This window comes from Trichormus sp. NMC-1 (assembly GCF_001858025.1).
Taxonomy (GTDB): domain Bacteria; phylum Cyanobacteriota; class Cyanobacteriia; order Cyanobacteriales; family Nostocaceae; genus Anabaena.
Genome location: NZ_LZQD01000001.1, coordinates 52632 through 73338, shown reverse-complemented (window position 1 = coordinate 73338; position 20707 = coordinate 52632). Strand labels below are relative to the sequence as shown.

General features: G+C 37.7%; 9 protein-coding genes. 3 read left to right on the top strand and 6 right to left on the bottom strand.

All coding sequences use genetic code 11. The features are described from left to right. Window positions 1-386 precede the first annotated feature (386 nt). From A9Y75_RS00370 to A9Y75_RS00340, 6 genes are all read right to left on the bottom strand, one after another. Window positions 387-2264, bottom strand: coding sequence for a hypothetical protein (locus A9Y75_RS00370; RefSeq protein ID WP_071187169.1), 1878 nt, complete (start codon window positions 2262-2264; stop codon window positions 387-389). A 184-nt stretch (window positions 2265-2448) separates the two neighbouring features. Continuing rightward, a complete protein-coding gene (locus A9Y75_RS00365) occupies window positions 2449-2754 on the bottom strand; it encodes an acyl carrier protein (RefSeq protein WP_071187167.1) in 306 nt (101 codons plus the stop codon). Continuing rightward, a complete protein-coding gene (locus tag A9Y75_RS00360; protein ID WP_071187164.1) occupies window positions 2755-4083 on the bottom strand; it encodes a condensation domain-containing protein in 1329 nt (442 codons plus the stop codon). An 11-nt stretch (window positions 4084-4094) separates the two neighbouring features. After that, the gene (locus tag A9Y75_RS00355; RefSeq protein WP_071187163.1) at window positions 4095-5744 is read right to left on the bottom strand and encodes a PfaD family polyunsaturated fatty acid/polyketide biosynthesis protein; all 1650 of its coding nucleotides are present in this window, start codon (window positions 5742-5744) and stop codon (window positions 4095-4097) included. A gap of 110 nt (window positions 5745-5854) precedes the next feature. Beyond that, window positions 5855-8635, bottom strand: a complete 2781-nt coding sequence (locus A9Y75_RS00350; RefSeq protein WP_071187161.1) for a type I polyketide synthase — start codon at window positions 8633-8635, stop codon at window positions 5855-5857. Window positions 8636-9008: 373 nt separating this feature from the next. Beyond that, the gene (locus A9Y75_RS00340) at window positions 9009-16052 is read right to left on the bottom strand and encodes a type I polyketide synthase (protein ID WP_071187157.1); all 7044 of its coding nucleotides are present in this window, start codon (window positions 16050-16052) and stop codon (window positions 9009-9011) included. A 1424-nt stretch (window positions 16053-17476) separates the two neighbouring features. Here A9Y75_RS00340 and A9Y75_RS00335 point away from each other — a divergent pair. From A9Y75_RS00335 to devC, 3 genes are all read left to right on the top strand, one after another. Next, window positions 17477-17800, top strand: a complete 324-nt coding sequence (locus tag A9Y75_RS00335; protein WP_071187154.1) for a hypothetical protein — start codon at window positions 17477-17479, stop codon at window positions 17798-17800. A 370-nt stretch (window positions 17801-18170) separates the two neighbouring features. Next, window positions 18171-19370, top strand: a complete 1200-nt coding sequence (locus A9Y75_RS00330) for an ABC exporter membrane fusion protein (RefSeq protein WP_071188769.1) — start codon at window positions 18171-18173, stop codon at window positions 19368-19370. Window positions 19371-19531: 161 nt separating this feature from the next. Continuing rightward, window positions 19532-20704 carry an ABC transporter permease DevC gene (gene devC, locus A9Y75_RS00325; RefSeq protein ID WP_071187153.1) on the top strand — a complete coding sequence of 391 codons (1173 nt, stop codon included), beginning with the start codon at window positions 19532-19534 and terminating at the stop codon, window positions 20702-20704. Window positions 20705-20707: the final 3 nt, after the last annotated feature.

The window sequence follows — 20707 nt, the reverse complement described above, 5'->3', positions numbered from 1 at the left end:
ATTCCCAGAAGGAAAGCGCCTTTGAAGTTCCTAAGAGTGAATTCGGACTTCTCGTTGCACAAGCTTCTTTCCATCCTGCCATAATTCTCGCTTTATGGCGCAAATATATAATCAAAGTAATTGATAATTCGTAATTCGTAATAGTGCCTACGGTCCCGCTAGGGATACGTAATTCGTAATAGTGACGAACGTAGCCTACGTCTACGTAGTTGCAATCATTGGGGGATTATACCCTCTTAATTACGTTAATTTAGTTTGCATTTCGGTATAAAAATTGCTTAATTAAACTTACTCACTAAAAAAAGTTGCCACAACCGGACTAAACTTGTTGCAGCAACTGTTGTTTTAAAATTACTAAGTCTGGAAATTAATTTAAATTTTAAAATTTAAATTTGGGAATTACCTAGATTTGCTTTCAGAGAAGCAAAATTTTTACCACCTAGTTCAATTTGATCGGCGACACATCCATGTTTTAACCTATCAACTAGATACTCCACATCATGAGCAATAAAATTTACGCCATGATCTGGTTCTATTAAACTCACTAATTTGATATTTGGGATTTTTTGATCAGCTAAATTAGAGAAACCCAAAAAATTCAACACTCCTGATTCATATGTGCCACAGGGTACTGATGGATTGGTTACGCCAACGCAATATTCATTTTCTTGAAACCAATCAAATGCAGGATAACCATGAAAGTGAACAATTGGCGCACCATTTTCAATTAATTCCGGTGTATACAGAGCAGCAGAAAGACTAATTGCCAGCATGACATAGATATCATAAGAAGGTTTGATATCTATTTTTTGCTGCTGTGCTTCTATTGGTAATTGCAGATGTAATTTATCTTGCAACCCAATCCGAATAATATCTTGTTCAAGATTTAAATCGGTTTTATTCGAGCCTGAACGAGAACTAACTAGCCAAATATCAGGAATTTGCTTAAATACATATTCTCCGTCAATAATGATTTTAATATAACGTCTATTTGCTTCATTTTTGCGAACTTCATTACTACTAAATCCAGGAACTGGCCATAAATTCTCCCACTCATAATTATTTATTTCTGGTTTTCCTACATAGTGGGGAGGTTCTGCATAAGCTACAAAACCATAAGAGACTCCTGTTCTCCCATTGACGATGATGTTGACAATATCTCTGTGAGACTTTCTTTTAATAACTTCAGCCAGCTTAAACCCAGCCGGAAATAAACCAGTTGAGGCTAATTCTCGTCCTAAATTTACTAAGTTATTCGCATATTTAGATAGATGAGGATTATAGGTTCCTATTTCAAATCGACTCATTAATAGTGGGGCAATGGGGACGAAAACTTTAGGAATTAGCGATTTTGAGACAAAATTATCTAGTTCAGATTTAGAAAAAATAGAATCTGATAAATTCATGTTCAGGATAGAAATCTGATTACTAGATACACCAATGACAATTTCTGAAAATGTTCTAATCAGTGTGTTGATGCCAATGCTAATTTTTTCTTTATATGGTGTGATTGGATTCACAAATTTATGATCTATTTCGCTAAGAATAATCACTTGTGTATTTGTCGGATTTTCAACATACTTAGCTGCATGATCTTCAGCCCAACTACTTAATTTAGCAATTTGTACAACCGACATTTGGCGATTTTTTGCCAGCGAGAGAGAAGAAAATTTATATAGATTCTCCGCTATAAATATGCCTATTTTTCTAAGCCAAGAATTCGGTCTTTCGATATCTATAACTGCATTAATTTCTGCTTTCACTCCCCGCAGCTTAAAGGAGATTTTTTTGTTAAGTATGGGAATTTTAATATCATAAAAATAATCTGCTGTTGCTTCCTGCCAAGAGAGAACTTTAACACCAAATTTTTTTAATTTAATTGCTAATTCTTGACGGAATTTAATAATTATTTGATTTTGATAACCATTAGGTAAAGGTCTAAATGTAACACTGAGGTTTTGAGCCATCGATTTAGGGTTAATAACTGGTGGTTGATATTCCAGAGATGATTCTCCTGCAAAGCCACCTATTAATCTGCCAATAGTTTCTAAGCTAATTCCTTGACTCAGAGGCTCAGATGCACATTTTGGTGTGATATTCATTTCCTGTATTAATGCCAGAATATCTGCTTTATAGGCGGCTATTTCTGCCTGTACTTCTGGTGTAATTACACCCTTGGGAGAGCGAATATTTAGTTTGGTATTTTCTACCCAAAATTGAACACCTTGTTGAGTAAGTTTTGCTAGAATTTCGGATGCGTTCATTACTAAATCTCCCAGTTTTTAAGGAAGTACAAAGAAGAGAAAAAAGAAGACACTTCACTGGAACGGTTTTCCCTCAATCCTGCGAAGTGTCCGTCTTATAGGAGGAAAAAACTTAAAATTCTTTATTGCTTTAGATGCATAGTAGTTGCTCTTATTGTAGCTAATTAAGAACTACTATGAGAGTTCACATCTGCAAAATTTCGGTTTGGGAATTTTCCAATTCTTCGGCTAACCGTTGAGCAAGTTCTTCAATAGTAGGGTAGTACCAAAGATGGATAAGAGACAACTTAATTCCCATCATTTTCTCGGCTTTACTAGCAAGAGTCATTGCTTGTGCTGAATCTAAACCGTAGCTATCCAAAGGTTCTCGAATATCTATTTCATCTGGATTGACTCCCAATAAAGAAGAAATTTGAGAAACTAGCCAAGCTTGAATCTCTAAAGTAGAGTAAGCTGGTTTTTGTGAAGAATTAGCAAGAGAATTGCTCATTTATGTACCTCTAAGTTGTAAGGAATTAAACGTGACATCAGAGATAAGATCAATAACATTTGTGACAATTGCTTCCATTGTTTTTTGGCTAATTGAAGGCTGAGAAAATACAAAATTTAATAGCATTTTTCCCTGAAAAGTTGCAGCATGAATTACCAAAACACCTGCATACAAACTATGGGAACCTGCAAAACTAATTTCTTCTAGTTCTAATTCCCCATAAGTTGCAGGAATATTTACTTTACCAATATTAGATACTGAAACTGTAGCAGCTATTTGTTTGGGAAAAGTCAAACTAAAGTCTATAAGTTGTTTAGCAATTAATATCATATTAAAGATATCTTGACGCTTGATTCCAGCTTCTAGATTTTGCTTAACATCCCGTGCTAAATCCCAGAAATATGTATTGGGTTTTATGCTGTGAAATCCCATCATTGATGTGGCTAAAACAGCCAGATCTTCTTCATTAATTGTAGGTTGCAATCGTTTTCGTAAATTAAGATATGATAAGCTATTTACTCGCACATCTTTTTGATGATATTTGATAATTTTTCTGGCTACTGTAAACATGAGAATGGCAGATAAAGCACTATGTACTGTGGTATTTTCCTGCCGACAGCGCTGCACAAACTTTTGAGTTAATTCTGTGTTTATCTGTCTGTGAATAATAGTGGAATGACGCTGAGAGACGGAGACATATTTTTCAAATCCTAATGTTTGGGGTTGATTCCATATTTTATAAAATCCCAGCTTTAACAAATATAAAAGTCCGCTAATCTTACCTATAAACCCCTGTTTAGATTTGGGTATTAGGGTTTCAATAGGTGGCAAAGGTTCTAATCTTCTAACTGGTTGAATGGGTTCACAAGATCTAAGCCTTTGATAATAATTCAATATTTCTGAATGCAGTTGAATGCTAGATAAGCCGTCGGAAATTGCATGGTGTAGGGTAGTAATTAAGTAACTGATTTTTTCCTCATTGAGGATATGCACAAGCACTACTCGCATCAGAGATTTGCTACTATCAATTTCCTGGTTCATCTCTTCATTAACAACTTCTTGCCAATGTTCCTCGTTTATATGATTAACAATCCGTAAATCAATTTTTTCTGTACCTGTGGTTTGAAAATAAAAACATTTTCGGAAATGAAGAATGTGTGAATTTAAACGAGGATGACGATACTGAATAATGTCTAGAGATTGCCTGAGAACTGCTTCTTGGAAATTACCTTTGATGCGGCTAATAGTGACTAAATTCCATGTTTTAGCACGTCTATTGAGGATTTCCATTGCTTGTTCTACATTGCCCAATTTTCTGCCGCTGGACATATTTATAAACCTTATGGACGATATTGACTGTATTTATCTGGAATTTTTAATCCTTGAATTTTTAAACTTTGGATGCGGTAGAGAAATGCTGCTCCTGTCATAATATGGTCAGCAATATCCACCACTTTTCTATTTTTGGATTCAGACAAATAAGAACCTTTCACCCAATTATTAAAGCTACCCATTGCGGGACCACACCAAATTTGATAATCAATTTCTCGACCTTTTTCACCAGTATTAGACCAGCGGGAAGATAATCCCAGATACCAACGGAAAATTAAAGCCATTTTTAGCTTGGAATTACTCAGTGCTTTGTTTAATTTTTCTGGGTTACGTTGCGATAAATAAGTCACAGTTTCTTGCCAAACTTCTTGTACTGTTTTTTTCAGAATTTGCTTTTCTAATTTTTCCAGTTCGGCTAGGGGAATCTCTTCAATTGAGTTATAGTTTTTGTATAATTCTAATAATTTTTGAGCGCGGAGAGGAAAGAGTGTTCCACGTTTGAGAACTTGCAATTTTACTCCCATTTCAAACATATCTGCTGCGGGAGCCATCATTACATCAGCCATTTCTGATTGAGCTAGTAATTCTTTGGTATATTGAGAAGTTCCAGCTTCAATACAAGATTGATTAATAGAGCCGGTGACTACATAAGCTGCACCCATCATAAAGGCAGCTAATGCTGATTGCGGGGTAGAAATTCCGCCTGCTACACCAATTCTTACTGGTTGTTGATAACAATATTTAGTTTGAATTTCATCTCGCAATTCCAAAATAGAAGGTAATAAACAAATGAGCGGACGATTATCTGTATGACCTCCAGAATCTGCTTCTACGGTAATATCATCAGCCATAGGAATTTTCTCGGCAAGAGTGGCTTGTAATTCACTAATAAGACCTTGTTGAACTAATTGTTTCAGAATTTTTACGGGAGCAGGTTGAAGAAATTTAGTTGCAACTTCTCGACGTGAAACTTTGGCGATGACTTTATTTTTGATTTCGATTTCATTAGCTGAATTTAAACTTAGTCCTGCGGCTCGATAGTAAACGATGTTATCAGTCAAATCTAAAAATGCAGAAGCTTCAATTATTCTGACTTGATATTGCAGATATAAATCAACACTACGGCGTTCAATGGCTGGTTCACTAGGACTATGGAGTAAGTTAAAAGCGTAAGGTTTTTGCTGCAAAGCTTGTTGAATGCGGTTAATGGCTGATTCGACACGATTAGGAGATAAACCTCCTGCACCAAATGAACTTAAAATCCTTTCTTTTCCTAGCGCAATTACTAATTCTTCGGAAGCAATTCCCTGAGCCATTGCACCTGTAGCGTAGGCATATTTTACTCCGTAAAAATCAAGAAAGCTGGGATCACCTAATTGTTGAATTGATAAAGATGGGACAGTAATTAGTGTTTGTATTTGAGCTTGGTTGCCATGATTAATAGGAACTATATGTCCTTCATTGGTAACGCCAATCTGTCCTTCTTTCTTGACTATATAACATGGTTTTTCTAAATTCCTCAGTTTAGATTTAATTCCTTCTGCATCAAATGAAACAGTATTTATATTTCCTTGCCAAGGTTGGTGATTGTGGCTCAATAAAGGAGATATTTTTAGAGAATTATTGGGCTTTTCTAGGATAGTTTCTGTGTTTAACACGTTAGTAGACCTCTGAAAAATCTAATTGGTATTATTGGGGTGGACTTTTCAGCCCAACCCACAATATTTGAGTTGTGCTATGACAATCATTGCGGAGGTTGTGAATACTTTTAAAACATCCGCTTATAAAATTCCATTTGTTGCTGAATCAAGAGATTTATTTGCTGTAGTGATTCTTGGCGAGACTTTAATAAGAAACTGTGGGTTTTAGTTATGAGTGCATTGTTATCACTCATTTTTTGTTGGTGATGTTTGCGAAAATTGGGAAGTGGGAAGGAAGTTGATTTCCAAATTTTTGGGGGATGATAATTTAAAGATTGATTTTGAGGCTGTGGGGTATTTTCTACTTTGATATTAGGCTGATTATCTGTTGGAGAAGGAACATACAAAGGTGATAAATCTAATTCAACTCGATGACTGAGGATTTTACCTAAGGCTCTAATAATTGAGGTATGGTCATCTACGCCTCTTTTATTTATAGATACGGCAACGTGTTCTTTTTGCTTGAGGGTTTCACTAATCCATCTGGAGCAGTTACCACCAACGCCTACTTCAATAAATATTCTGTAGTTGTCTTGATAAACCCGGTTAATTAAGCGAGGAAAATCAAGTTCTTGACAAAGACATTTAGCTATGTTGTTGCCAATAGTTTGGCTATCGATGGTAATTGGTTCATATTCGGCGGCGGAATAAAAAGTCAAATCAGGGATGTTTTGAACGGGTAAAGTGTTGATTTTTTGCAGTTCGTTGTATTCAGAGCGCATGGGGTCGCAATGAATTACATGATTGATAGAAGTGGGGAAAGCATCACAATTTAGTTGTTGAATTACTCTTTGACAAGCTTGTGTTTCTCCAGCAATTACAACTTCTTCTGGTGTGTTAATTAAAGGGATATAAACACGTTTTTCATGTTTGATAGCTTCCCTGACCTGGGATACTGGACAGATGAGAATGTAGTTACTCCAGAATTCTGGATTTTGATCATTTAATGGTAATCCCCAGGATTGACGAACGGCATTTTTGGGGCCGGATAGCTGGGTTTTAAAAAGAGGTGATGAGTTTAAGTAATCACTGGTTTCTTTAAAGCTAGTCCAGACACCTTGAGCTAACATCATGCTGGTTTCGCCGAGACTGTAACCAAAGGCGCATTGGTTTTGGATTTGGAAATAATTTTTGAGAATTGCAGTTATGAGTCCAGCAAAGCCAACTTCTGATTCCAGCATTGCTACTGGGTCATCAACTAATTGCTGTTCTAAGGCTTCTAATTGTCTGTTTGATAATTTATTGATGCTGCGGGGATAAAGAAGTTTTTCGATGTTAGCAACGCGGTTGTAAACACTCTTAACAATTGTGTCCTCGTAAAGTTGAGGAAACATATGAAATAAATTACGGCATAGTCCAATATAAGAGGTGAATGAACCAGAGTAAACAAAGGCGACTTTACCAATTTTTCCTTGTGGTTTGGGTGTAAAATAACTTCCAATAGGGGTTTGCCAGTCTTTGCCAGTATCGAAAGCAACTGTAACACCTTGAATTGCTCGCTGAATTTCTCGTGTTAATTCATCTTGATTGCGTCCCAAAATTGCTAAAGCGTAGGTTGCTGTTTGATGCTTTTGAAATTCCCTAAAATTCTGACTAGCGGTGTGAGATAAGGAGAGGGAATCTTGAATAGTTTGTTGCAGTCTATTTAGCTGTTCTAATAGAGAAGAGCAATCTTCAGCAGCCAGAGCAAACAGATAATATGGTATTTGCTCTAAATATCGACTGTGACGTTCTATCTGACTGGATTCTTCTGATAAAATTAAGTGTACATAACTGCCATCTAACTCCAAACTATTCACAGCAGCTATTCTTTTGTCCGCACCTGGTTCTACAAACCAAGGTTTAGATTGTGTCGCTACATAAAAGGGGCTTTCACGCCACACCTGCGGCTGTTTGGGACTAGACCACTGGGGAACGGCGGGAATATAGCGGTGATATAAACAAAGCGCTGTTTTGATGAGACTGATAATTCCTGAAGCAGCGTGAGTATGACCAATATTAGCTTTGACACTACCTACTGCACAATTTAATTTTGTGTTTGTAGTTCCATAAGCTTGAATTAAACCTTGAATTTCCGCATCATCTTGTTGAGGAATACCACTAGCACAAAGTTCCAAATAGCCAATATCTTGAGGTTGAATATCTGCAAGATTAAAAGCCATTTCACAAGCTTGGGTGACTGCTTCAGAGTTGTGTAGGGAATTCTGCACCACACTCAAACCATCAATTACTGCATATATGCGGTGATGTTTTTGTTTGGCTGTGTTGTGGAGTTGCAAGACCACAGCACCTGCACCTTCTCCTACTAGAATACCATCAGCTTTTTGATCATAACTAAGGGTATTTACACCTGTAACGTGATTTTTCTCCCTAGCAAAATCCATTGCTGCAACTAAAACAGCATCTACTTGTTGATTAATTAATAGCTTTTGTGCCAAATGTAAGGCAGAAAAAACTGAATTTTCTTCACCGAAAGCGGGACTAGTCGCATCCCAAAGACGGGAAATATAACTGGCTAATTTATTGGGTTTATTACCTTGGGATGTACTCACCATGATCACTGCTATTTTGGTTTCTGGTTGCAGTTTTGCATCTTGGAGAGTACGAGCAGCCACCTTCAGCATTAACAGTTGTTGAAGTGGAAGTTGATTAATTTCCTCTGGGGTAATTGGTAAATTGCAAAGATCAATTAAAGGTAATCGTTCATTGGCATAATTGGCAGAAACAAAATATTGCTTACCTTCATAAATGCAGCGTTCAAAAGCATCCAATTCCTGACAACCACCAGTATAGCAATCCATCCCCACAATTGCCATTTTCTGAGATTGATTTTTGTAAAAGTCTTTCATTATTATTCTCCATTATGTTGCAATGGGTTTCAGTTAAGACTAAGTAGAGCAGGGTGAATAATTCAAGGTTTGTAGTGAGGACTTTAGTCCTTACAGCACTTCCCAGTTTCATGCGGTACAAGAACCCCACCCCCAACCCCCTCCCCGCAAGCGATGAGGGGGCTATGATGTACCTTATAAGAGCGGAAACCGCTGTAAGGCTAGGGTCTGTCATCAAAATCATTTTTTTAACTAACCACAGAGACACAGAGAAGCAAGTGCATTGCGGAGGACATTTGCAGACCAAACTCTTGATTCCTCTTTGCGCCTCTGCGCCTCTGCGTGAGACAAAAAAATGTAGTTCATTTACCCAAAAATCTGCGGTTAAAAATCATCAAATTGGTTGACTCAAAATAGTTCCCTTAGCGCCAATCATGCGATTATAAACTTGCCCTTGGCGATTGTGAGTAATGACATCAGCAATTACAGTTAATGCAGTTTGAGATTTAATCTCACAAGTGACATAAAACGTTTCGCCAAATGGCACAGATGCAAATTGTTCAAAATATTGAATCTCTGCCGGTAAACAACCTAATTGATGAAATTGCTGTGTCCAAATCCAGAGCGAATGTATCTGCACATCGGCAATATAGGGATTAAATGTTTGGACTGAAAACTGTCCCTGTTGTTGTGCTGTTGGTTGTGGTAAATAACATTCTAGGGTGAGTTTAGCGGGACTGGCATTTAATACAGATTTAACGCCTTGAAAAGTAGTTCCGTGAAATAAGCTACTTGCCCCATGTTGATAAAGTAATGGATTCGTAGAAAGGAATTTCTCATCCTGTTGTAAGTTCAGGAATTCATAGTTAGGGGGAGTAGAAGCTTCCCGTTTCAAAATGACATTAGTACTGAAATGATAACGGATTTTTCCATCGGGACTCTTACTACTAATTTTAGCAGTAAATTCTATTTCTTTGTTTTCAATCTTAGCAATTTCTTGCAATTCTAGATTGTATTCCTTGGCTAAATTTTCATCAAAAACAATTCCTTTCAAAACTTTGAACTTGGGAAAACAAAGAGCTTTATAACCAGGATAAAGTTGTTCGCAAGTATTAGCCATCCATAATAATCCACAAGTAGCGGGGAGAACGGGACGACCTGCGATTACATGATCGTGTAAAAATGGATTAGCTGCTAATGTTAATTGGCGGTGAATGCAATAGCTTTTTAATTCGCTATTTAAGGTAGTTGGGACATAAATTAAGGGGCTACCAATTACCACTTGCACTGTTTCATGATTGTGGTTTTTTAGTTCATTAACTAACATCTGTGCGCCGACTTCTATGGGAATAGTTTCAATTCCGCGTTCTGCGAAAGCTTTCTTTAATTCTGGCGATACCATGCCACTATCCCAAGGACCCCAGTTAATAGCAACTACATGACAATCGGGGTGGTTTAGTTTGATAAGATGGGCAGATTTGTTGAGGATTTCATTAGCAATTGCATAATCTGATTGTCCCACATTACCGTAAAAACCAACCACGGAAGAAAATAGAATGAGATATTGCAGTTGGCTGGGTGGTAGACAATGCAGAAGATTTTCTAAACCCTTAACTTTGGCAGTATAAACGGTTTCAAAATCCTGAATTGATTTTTTCTCAATTCGCTTATCAGCCAAATTACCCGCACCGTGAATAATTCCAGTTATCGCTCCTAAACGTTCAATTACAGGCGCAAGTTTTTCTTGGAGTAAAACCCCTTCAGTCACATCTACACTCAAATATTCAGCTTTTCCTCCGGCTTTCTCAATAGCTTTTAGGGTATTTTGAATTTCCCGCTGAGAAGAAATTGTCTGATATTTTTTCTGCACCATTATAGGTGTTGGTTTTTCCCCTTTCGCCTGAAAATCCTCCATAATCCGCTGTTTTAGTTCAGCTTCATTTTCGCAACCTTCAGCCCATACAGGTTCTGATTCTGTACTCGAACGCCCTAAGAGGATAAATTTACATTGCGATTCTTGGGCTAATTTAATCACACATTGGGCGGTAATTCCTTTTGCGCCACCACTGACTAGAAATACTTGGTTATTGGTAATGGGTAATTGGTCATTAGTAATGGGTAATTGGCTGGGAGTATCTGCAACTAAGGTGAATCTTCCTGTTTTGCTATATCCGACTTCTGTAACTAACAGATTAGGATCTTTAAGTTCGGCGAGAATATGTTTTACTGATGTTTCTCTATCTAAATCAGGACTTAAATCACAGGAACGACAAAATACAGTTTCCCATTCTTGATTCAAACTTTTGGTAAGTCCAAATAATCCCGCAGCAATGACGCTGAAATTATTGGTACGTCCAAGTCCAAATTGTCCATCTAGACGCGCCACTGTGAAGAAAGAACTGTGTCCTTGATTTGCTGCTTTATTTAGTGGTTCTTTAAGATGTTTGGCGATTAAAAAGACATGGCGGAGAATAGTTTTTTCTGTTTCCAGATAATGGATATTGTGTAAGGGGTGCAGGTGAATAAATGTAGCTACAGCCCCATATTGATGAGAGATATCTTCTAACTGACGTTGTAAACTTTCCTCACTCCAATCAGCCAGCACTACCTGATCAATATTTTCAGCATTTTCAGATAATTTTGACCCCAAAGAAGGGAAACTTAAAACTACAGTTTTCCAACCTTGTGCTGTTAAAGCTGTGGCTAATTTCTCCGTGGTGGAAGAACCATCATCAGTGATTAAGGCGATATGGTTTTCAGGAATGGTAAAATCTAAAATGTCTGGTTGGGGAAGTTGCTTTAATTTCGCCGGACTGCGAAGAATCCTGTGATTCAATTCTGCTGCTTTTAGATTCTGCGTTGCTTCCGTCACCAATTCTGTTTTATCAAGTTCGGCTAATTGCTGATCAAAAACAACTTTTTGCGTCTCTGTTTCATTGTTTTCAACATCAGATGATACTCCCGTTCCCTGATTCTGCACATACTCGACAATTTGACCCAAGGTACGCAATTGTCCTAATTCTTCGGGGTTTGGTTTGGGTAAATCGGGATAAAGTTCTAGCAAACTACCGAGAATTTCTACTCGTTTGATCGAATCAATTCCCAAATCTGCTTCAATATCCATTGACAGTTCTAACATTTCTGCTGGATAACCTGTCTTATCACTGACAATGTTCAGGAGAACATTACTCAAGTCTGCGGGTATAGTTGTTGTTGATTGATTTACCGTTACCTGTTGTTGGGGTTCGGGGATTTGGCGGTCATTTTCAATCCCTTCGTGAGGAATTTCAACTAATATCTGTGCGTGAGAAATAGTTGCTTCGGAAACCTCTATTTGATAATTAGGTAAGTCTCGCACTTGAGTTTCTATATACTCGACAATTTGACTCAAGGTGCGTAATTGTCCTAATTCTTCTGGGTTTGGCTTGGGTAAATCGGGGTAAAGTTCTAGCAAACCACCAAGAATTTCTACCCGTTTAATCGAATCAATTCCCAAATCTGCTTCAATATCCATTGACAGGTCTAGCATCTCTGCGGGATAACCTGTTTTATCACTAACGATGTTGAGTAGAGTTGGGCTGAGGTTAGAAACATCAATACTGATAGGTGTTGTGGGGACTACGGTGATAGTTGCGATTTCTTCTGCTTCTACATGATTACCATTGTGGGATTTTGACTCTAATATCAAGTCCGGTTGATTAGTGATAATTTCCGTATTTGCTGAGAAATTGCTAAACTCTGTTTCCCCCTGTTCCCTGCTGTCTTGATGATCAGCATTTAACCGGTTTTGATATAACTCTTCTGTTTCTGGGGGTGATGATATTGTAGTGATGTTGTATGTAATGTCTCTGCATTCTGGCTGAGGTTGAGAAGTATCATCTGGAAGCAACACCTGATAATGTTGCTGAATGAGTTGAAAGTAGTTGTGTGTGTATTCTTGCTGATAGTTGAGATATTGTTGATGAATGTGGAGGGTGTCGGCTTGATGCTCATGAAACTGCATCATGCTACGCTCAGAACTAGCGATCGCAGTTTGTTGTGTTTTGATCTGCTCTGCTGTTACTTGACTATTTTCCCATAAGGTATGCTGCTGTTGCATTAACTGGACAAAGTTTTTGGTGTACTCTGTCTGATTTGTTAAAGATTGTTCATGCACGTGCATGATGTCACGTTGTTGGCGATTGAACTCTTTTAAGGAATACTCTAAACTATCAATAACTCGTTCGTAGTTCTGCGGTTGAATTTCCACTCTGTCCAATTTGTGGTTATTTACAGATTTACCATTGTTAACTGGTTCTAATTGATGTCCATTATTTACAGATTTACCATTCCCATTAACTGGTTCTAAATGATGTCCGTTATTTACAGATTTACCATTGTTAACTGGTTCTAAATGCTGTGGTGTGGCTGGTTGGACGTTAACTATATGCCCATTTTGCAGTGATTTGGCAAATGCTTGTTGGGTTTTGTCATTCAAATTAGTGCTATTTAACCGCACATTCAAAACCTTCTTTTGATCAACTTCTGGAATTTTGGTGGTAATTTGGTAGGGATCGAGATTTTGCAAAGGTAATCCAGCTACTCGCAACTGTATTACTGCTTCTCGTAAAGTGCGATCATCGTCGCTGCTATTCTTACTAGGATTCCCATTTAAAGCCACAGCTAGATGTGGTTTTCCACTCAAAATATCTTTCACCAACTTAGTAAGAATGTTTTTTGGGCCAAATTCCACAAAACAATACCCACCAGACTCATAAAGATTCTCAATTTCCTGCTGAAACAATACCTGATTTAGCAAATGTTCCTTGAGGATTTTTTGAATTGCTGGGGCTTCATTAGGGTAAAATCCGCCTGTGACATTGGTATAAACTGGAATTTGTGGAGCGTTGAAAGTCACCTTTTCAATTGCTTTAGCAAAAGGTTTTTGTGCATGGGCTACCAAAGGTGTGTGAAAAGCTGCGGAAACTCCCAGTAAAACAGTAGAAAAACCCTTCTGCTTGAGAAAATCCTGCACTTGGGCAATTTCGGTCTTTTTCCCAGCCAATACTACCTGACGCTGAGAATTGCAATTAGCGATCGCAATTTGGGGGAAATTCTTAATCAATTCTGTCACCTGAATGACATCCCCTTGCACCGCTAACATCCCTCCCGCATCAAATTGAGAATCTGCTGGTGCAGCCATCGCTTGTCCCCTAGCTTTCACTAAGAACAAGTAATCCTCCTCATTCAACACACCCCCAGCCCACAAAGCCGTCAATTCTCCGAAACTATGACCGGCAACAAAATCCGGCTTAAACCCAGCTTGTTGTAATATCTTGTACAACCCGGCACTAAAAGCACCAATTGCGGGCTGTGCATATTCCGTCATTTGCAATGCTGCTAATTGACTCGCTTTTTGGGCTGTATCAAAAACTGGTGGCGGAAAAACTACCTCGGATAGGGGGCGTAACCCATCTTCACACAACAGGTTATCCATGTGAGCATAGATTTGACGCAAGTAAGGAAAGTTAACTGCAACTTCCCTCCCCATTTCTAAATATTGGGAACCTTGCCCAGAAAATAAAGCCACAACTTTACCTGAAGTTTCTAACCCACTTTGGCGGTAGTAAATTCTTTTCGGATGTTCCCAAGATTCGGCTTCTGGCTTATTTTTCAGCGAGTCAATAATAATCTGCAAAAATTCTCCAGCTTGTGTCAAAGAATCAGCGACAAACCCCACTCTGCCATGATTGACAGGAATTTTTACAGATTCACATTCTGTAATTAATTCTGCATAATGCCGTTCTTTATCTTCTGATTGCAACTTTTGTTGGATATCTAAACAGCGAGATAATAACTCTGGAGTTGTGGGTGCAAATAACAGTATTGATTTGGCAGTATTGTGTAAACGATAGGAGTGATTATGTTCAGGTTCGTATTCTTCCAAAACGACGTGATAATTAGTTCCCCCAAAGCCAAAAGCACTCACCCCTGCCCGTCTGGGTTGGTTAGTAATCCAAGGTCTGGTTTCTGTATTTAAATAAAATGGAGAAGTCTCAATATTCAGTTTTGGATGTGGTTTAGTAATGTTAATTGTGGGTGGTAATACTTTGTGATGTAATGCCAAAGCAGTTTTAATCAGACTTGCTGCACCCGCTGCGGCTTTGGTATGTCCAATTTGGGATTTGACAGTTCCCAAAGCAATATATTGTTTTTTAGGATTGTTTTCCCCAAAAACTTCTTTGATAGAACTGAATTCTGTAGGATCTCCCACCATCGTTCCCGTACCATGTGCTTCCATTAAACCCACACTCGACGGTGAAAATCCCGCATCTTCATAAGCACGGTGTAAGGCTTTAACTTGTCCTTCCGAACGCGGTGCATAGATACTTTTATACCTACCATCGCTAGAAGTGCCAATGCCTTTAATAACTGCATAGATGCGATCGCCATCTCGTTGGGCATCTTCTAAACGCTTGAGTACCAACATCCCTACCCCTTCTCCCAACATCATCCCATCAGAATCGACATCGAAGGGTTTGACGTTTTCACCAGGAGAAACTGCGGGTGTTTTACTAAAACACATATAAGCCAAAATGGAGTTATCGGTGTCAACGCCACCTGTGATCATCATATCGGCACGATGTTCAACTAACTCGCTAATTGCCATTTTCAACGCACCGAGGGAACTGGCACAAGCTGCATCAACTACGCAGTTCAGCCCTCCTAAGTCGAGGCGGTTGGCGATACGTCCAGAAATGACGTTAGCTAACATACCGGGGAAGGCGTTTTCTTCCCATTGCACATATGCACTTTGGATTTTGGCAATGATTTTTTGGGTATCTTCGGCTGATAAACCGCTGTTTTTGAGGACTTTTTCCCAAACTGGATATTGTAACCTGCTGCTGAGAGGGATTGCTAATTGTCTACCAATGGCTACTCCTAAGACTACCCCAGTGCGATCGTAAATATCCCGGTTCAACTGCTGAGATTCCCCATAACCGGCATTTTCCATTGCTGCTTTTGCAACTACCAATCCTAATAACTGGGAAATATCTGTTACTTCTAAGATATTGGGAGGTAAGCCAAATTCCAGCGGATTAAAATCAATATCGGGAATAAATCCGCCCCGTTTACAGTAAGTTTTATCTGGTGTCTTCGGGTTGGGATCGTAATAATCATCTATACTCCAACGAGAAGGAGGAACATCAGTAATACAATCAACTTTTTGAATAATCTTGTCCCAATATTCCTGTAAATTTTTTGATTGGGGAAATATAGAAGCCATGCCAATAATTGCAACATTAGTTTGCCGCAACTTTGCATTAATTTTACTGAAATTATTTGTGTTTTCCGACATATCTTTTTTAACCTTAATCAGCTTGAGCAGAGCTTTTTCACAATCGCTAATTTCCGATTGCAATTGTGCGAACGCAACTTCAAATTGGCAAGCAGCCATGACTATATCTTCACTATTTTGCTCGTGCAATGTAGAGGGACTGATATCATGTCCGGTTGTTCGCGTAGCGTCTCGTCAGAGATATACTTATCACGCGAAGACAGGGAGATGCGGGGACGCGGAGAACTTTTTTTGATAAGTGATTAGGCGGATATGATATGAGATAGTTGTTATCTTTTGTAATCGTAACTATTAAAATTTAGTCACTAAAAACAACAATTTTCTCTCACTAAATAATTACTTATTGATTGTTAGCTGAAATTTGGTAAAATGCATCGCTTGGCGGCTCAAGCTGAGATAGCTTTATGCGGAAAACTTAATCTTCTTCCCTGTATCATTCCTGAAATTGCCGCTTGGGTTTATATTAAACTGGTGACAAAACTTTTACAACTCATATGCAACTTAGATGCAACTAAATAAAGTTGTGCAAACTCTAAAGTTACTAGAGCCATCTCTGGGAGATATTTCCTAATCCAATACTTATCAAGTATTAGCTAATATCGCCCGATTTTTAATAATGTTGCATTGATAAAATATATTCTTTATTTAAGATTATTGAAATCTTCATAATTAGAATTAACCAATATATAGTCTCGTAGGGTGGGCAATGCCCACCGCACCCTTATTGATACCGTTTTACTTTAAGGTTGATACAAATGGACAGACGCGGAAGGAGATTCAGTTGTAGCTTTAATTAAGTGAATTGATATGAGAAGTTGCAAGATGTGAATATGGAAATTTTACTCAAATTTATAACCTAGGATAGGTGTTATTGATTCAAAAAAATATATAGTTGTGAGATTCTGAATTTGGCAAGCATTCTCAATCTTGACTCATAAACTTTTGCTAATATTCTGGAAAATGTTGCCATAAATAACCAAATCGTGCATCTATCTTTAGTTAATATTTAATTTCTAGCTTTTACATTTATGAACTAGTTTATTGCTGGAAAAAAGTTCTTTATTTCCAAGCTTAAAGTGAAAATTGATGTAAGTTTTATAACTAGTTAATATATCTAAAGTATGAAAAAAATAGCATCTTTAATAAAAAATCAGCAAATTTTAAAGATATGAGTAACAAATATAAATCAAGTTAAATAACAAATAATTTTCAGCACAAATACCCGCAACATTTATCTAGACATATCACTGATTCTTTCTGAAATAATTTGTTGCATATGGGTTGAAATTGAGTAGTAATCAGTTTATTGTTTGTGGTTGAATAATGTAAATCCATGCTGTTGTTTTAAGGCAGTGGGTAGATAAAGAGTTAGGTAGAGTCAATATATAAATTCACCTTATTAATTCATCACTCTATCCACTCTTAACCGTGCAGTACTCTAGCACAACTTAATGTAATTTAACCGTATTGCGTTGAGCTTTTTGCAAAATTGGACTTACAAGAAACTATAAGGGCTTGCTGGCATGAGACTATCTGAACTAGATCCACTCATCCCGCTAAATGAGTTGAGAGAAGAACTTCTCAAATTACCAAAAGGCTACTCATTTTATGAAGACGAATTGGTAGATTTTCTATCACGGCGAAGATGGACTGAAAGCAATCGCCGGATTGATAGAACAACTTTCTGGCGGTGGCGCAACGACAATGGTATTGAGCATCAAAAAGTATTCAGCCGATTGGATATCCTCAAACTTTGCCAAATTTGTGACCATTATCGCGTGGATGGAACTCGCAGCGAATACTTAGCAATTGTCAAAAAGAAAAAAGAACTGATGCTCAATAAATAAGGATGCATCTTAGTGATGCAAAAATACTAAATAGCTCTACTGACAGTAGATAAAGCTAATACCAAGTTAGGATTTTAGATTTTGCAATAATTGTCTTCACTAATAGACTGTTATGGAAATCTCAAACAATACGAACTATCCTAATTTGGTATCAGGGATAGATGGATAATTTTATGATTTATCCATCTTCCTAGTTTTATCGTTGCCCAATATTTAGAAAGAAAAAAAGAAAGAATCGAACCGACGTTATCAGGGAATGCTATCGAGTGTACTTCTACCTCTTTGTCTCTTTGATGAAGACAAAGAACTTATGTCAACCCCTGCGGGGGAGCTAAACGACGTGCTAATTGCTAATTTAAAAGGCAAAATTATGGTACACAAAGACAAGCAGTCATTGACAAAACCTGTAGGTTGGATGTCGATAACTTTGGCAATTGCTACATCTGTAGCTACTGGTGCAGTAACTCTCTACAGCTTTTCACGATTTGATTTCACATCTAAATCAAATGCTCCAATTCCTTCTAGCAGTTCTACTCCTACAGTGACTGCTGTTGCAGCATTAGGACGTTTAGAACCTCAAGGAGAAATTATTCGTTTGTCTGCTCCCAATTCCCAAGGAGGAGGTGTTAGAGTTGCCAAACTTCTGATTAATAAAGGCGACAAAGTAAGAAAAGGACAAGTTGTCGCAATTCTTGATAGTTACGCTCCTAATATTGCAGCCTTAGAAAAGGCCAAACGACAAGTACAAGTTGCCCAAGCGAGTCTTAAGCAAGTAGAAGCAGGGGCAAAACAAGGTGATATTTATGCTCAAAAGGCAACAATTTCTCGCTTAGAGGCTGAATTGCGCGGAGAAATTTCTACCCAAAAGGCAACAATTGCTCGTCTAGAAGCTGAGTTGCAAAATGCAGAAACAGAAAATCAACGATATCAAAAATTATATCAAGACGGTGCTATTTCCGCTTCTGATGCAGATACAAAACGCTTGCGAAGGGATACAGTGCAACAGCAACTCAATGAAGCCAAAGCTTCCCTCAATCGAACTGTAGAAACTCTTCAAAAACAGTTAACGGAAGGTGAGGCTAGACTTAGAAGTATTGCGGAAATTCGTCCTACTGATGTGCAAGCAGCACAAGCTGATGTTGAGAATGCAAAAGCATCAGTTAAACAAGCTCAAGCCGAGTTAGATTTAAGTTCTATCCGCTCACCCATAGATGGTCAAGTCCTGAAAATTAATGCTTGGCCAGGAGAAATAATTGGTAGTAATGGTATAGCTCAATTAGGTCGCACTGACCAGATGTATGTAGTAGCAGAAGTCTACGAAACTGATATTAAAAAAGTGCGTTTAGGTCAGTCGGCTATCATTACTAGTGATGCTTTTACAGGAAAGTTAGGGGGAACAGTTACAGATATTGGTTTGCAAGTTGGTAAACAGAATATCTTCAATAATAATCCCGGATCTGATACTGATAACAAAATAGTTGATGTCAAAATTCGCATCGATAAACCAACAGATAATCAACGAGTTGCCGCATTAACTAATTTACAGGTGCAGGTAGTAATTAAGGTATAAACTCTGTTGGTAATTAATATTAATACCGATGTCAGAACTTTACGGTTAAACAGTTTCAAATTCAAATTTTAATAAATTGGAAAAGGTTAAAGTTTTTTCTATTTCCCTACACTGTAATCAGGATTCGACAAATATAGTCTAGACTCCCAGAGGTTTTAAACATGATTCTCAATATTCCTCTCGCTTGGCTACAATTAGCCAAACAACGAGTGCGCTTTTTTGTGGCTTTAGCAGGGATTGCTTTTGTTGCTGTTTTAATGTTTATGCAAATCGGCTTTCAAGATGCTCTCTATGCTAGTGCTACACAGTTACATAAGAATCTGCAAGGCGATTTATTTGTAATTAGCGCTCAATATAAATCTTTGACTTCCAATCAAAGCTTTTCTCGCAGTCGTTTATACCAGACATTAGCTTTTCCTGGTGTCGAATCAGTCAATCCTTTATATGTGCAGTTTGCCAAACTCAAAAATCCGCTTAATGGTCGCAAGTATCCTATATATGTGCTGGGTTTTGATCCGGTAAAATCAATCTTTAAATTACCAGAAGTTCAGAAAGATTTTAAATTACTGCAAATACCTGATCAGGTGTTTTTTGACCGTGCTTCTCGTCCAGAGTTTGGTCCAATTGCTGAATATTTTCAGCAAAAGCGACCGATGCGTCTGGAAATATTTAGCTATCAGGGCTTAATTGGTTATAAAGTTAAAGTCAGTGGTTTATTTAGTCTTGGTCCGTCTTTTGGTGTTGATGGAAATTTGATTGTTAGTTCGTCTACTTTCATGCGAATCTTTGAAGGACGTTCAGCAGAAAAAATAGATATAGGCATCATTAATCTCAAACCTGATGCAGATCCGCAAGCAGTTTTGGCAAATTTATCAGCCAAGTTACCGAAAGATGTGGTGATTATCACTAGCCAAGATTTTATTGATTTTGAAAAAAAATATTGGAATCTGAGAACACCTATTGGTTTTGTATTTAATTTGATGGTAGCTATGGGTTTTGTTGTTGGTGTCATTGTTGTTTATCAAATACTTTATAGTAATGTATCTACGCACATTGTGGAATTCGCCACTCTCAAGGCCATGGGTTTTAAAAATAAATATCTCTTGATTGTAGTTTTTCAACAAGCTTTGATTTTAGCCGCCTTGGGTTACATTCCCGGCTTTGCTATATCTCTTGGGCTTTATGATCTTGCTAAAAATGCCACTAAACTACCAATTAATATGGATATAAACAAAGCATTTTTAGTGTTTATGTCAGCGATTATAATGTGTTTAATTTCCGGCTTTTTCTCTACGAATAAACTCCGCAAAGTAGACCCAGCAGAAATTTTTTAACCT

What these genes read in the sequence shown, in the direction of transcription:
- A9Y75_RS00370 (WP_071187169.1), bottom strand. Translation starts at nt 2,264, where the DNA reads ATGAACGCATCCGAAATTCTAGCAAAACTTACTCAACAAGGTGTTCAA.
- A9Y75_RS00365 (WP_071187167.1), bottom strand. Translation starts at nt 2,754, where the DNA reads ATGAGCAATTCTCTTGCTAATTCTTCACAAAAACCAGCTTACTCTACT.
- A9Y75_RS00360 (WP_071187164.1), bottom strand. Translation starts at nt 4,083, where the DNA reads ATGTCCAGCGGCAGAAAATTGGGCAATGTAGAACAAGCAATGGAAATC.
- A9Y75_RS00350 (WP_071187161.1), bottom strand. Translation starts at nt 8,635, where the DNA reads ATGAAAGACTTTTACAAAAATCAATCTCAGAAAATGGCAATTGTGGGG.
- A9Y75_RS00340 (WP_071187157.1), bottom strand. Translation starts at nt 16,052, where the DNA reads ATGGCTGCTTGCCAATTTGAAGTTGCGTTCGCACAATTGCAATCGGAA.
- A9Y75_RS00335 (WP_071187154.1), top strand. Translation starts at nt 17,477, where the DNA reads ATGAGACTATCTGAACTAGATCCACTCATCCCGCTAAATGAGTTGAGA.
- A9Y75_RS00330 (WP_071188769.1), top strand. Translation starts at nt 18,171, where the DNA reads ATGGTACACAAAGACAAGCAGTCATTGACAAAACCTGTAGGTTGGATG.
- devC (WP_071187153.1), top strand. Translation starts at nt 19,532, where the DNA reads ATGATTCTCAATATTCCTCTCGCTTGGCTACAATTAGCCAAACAACGA.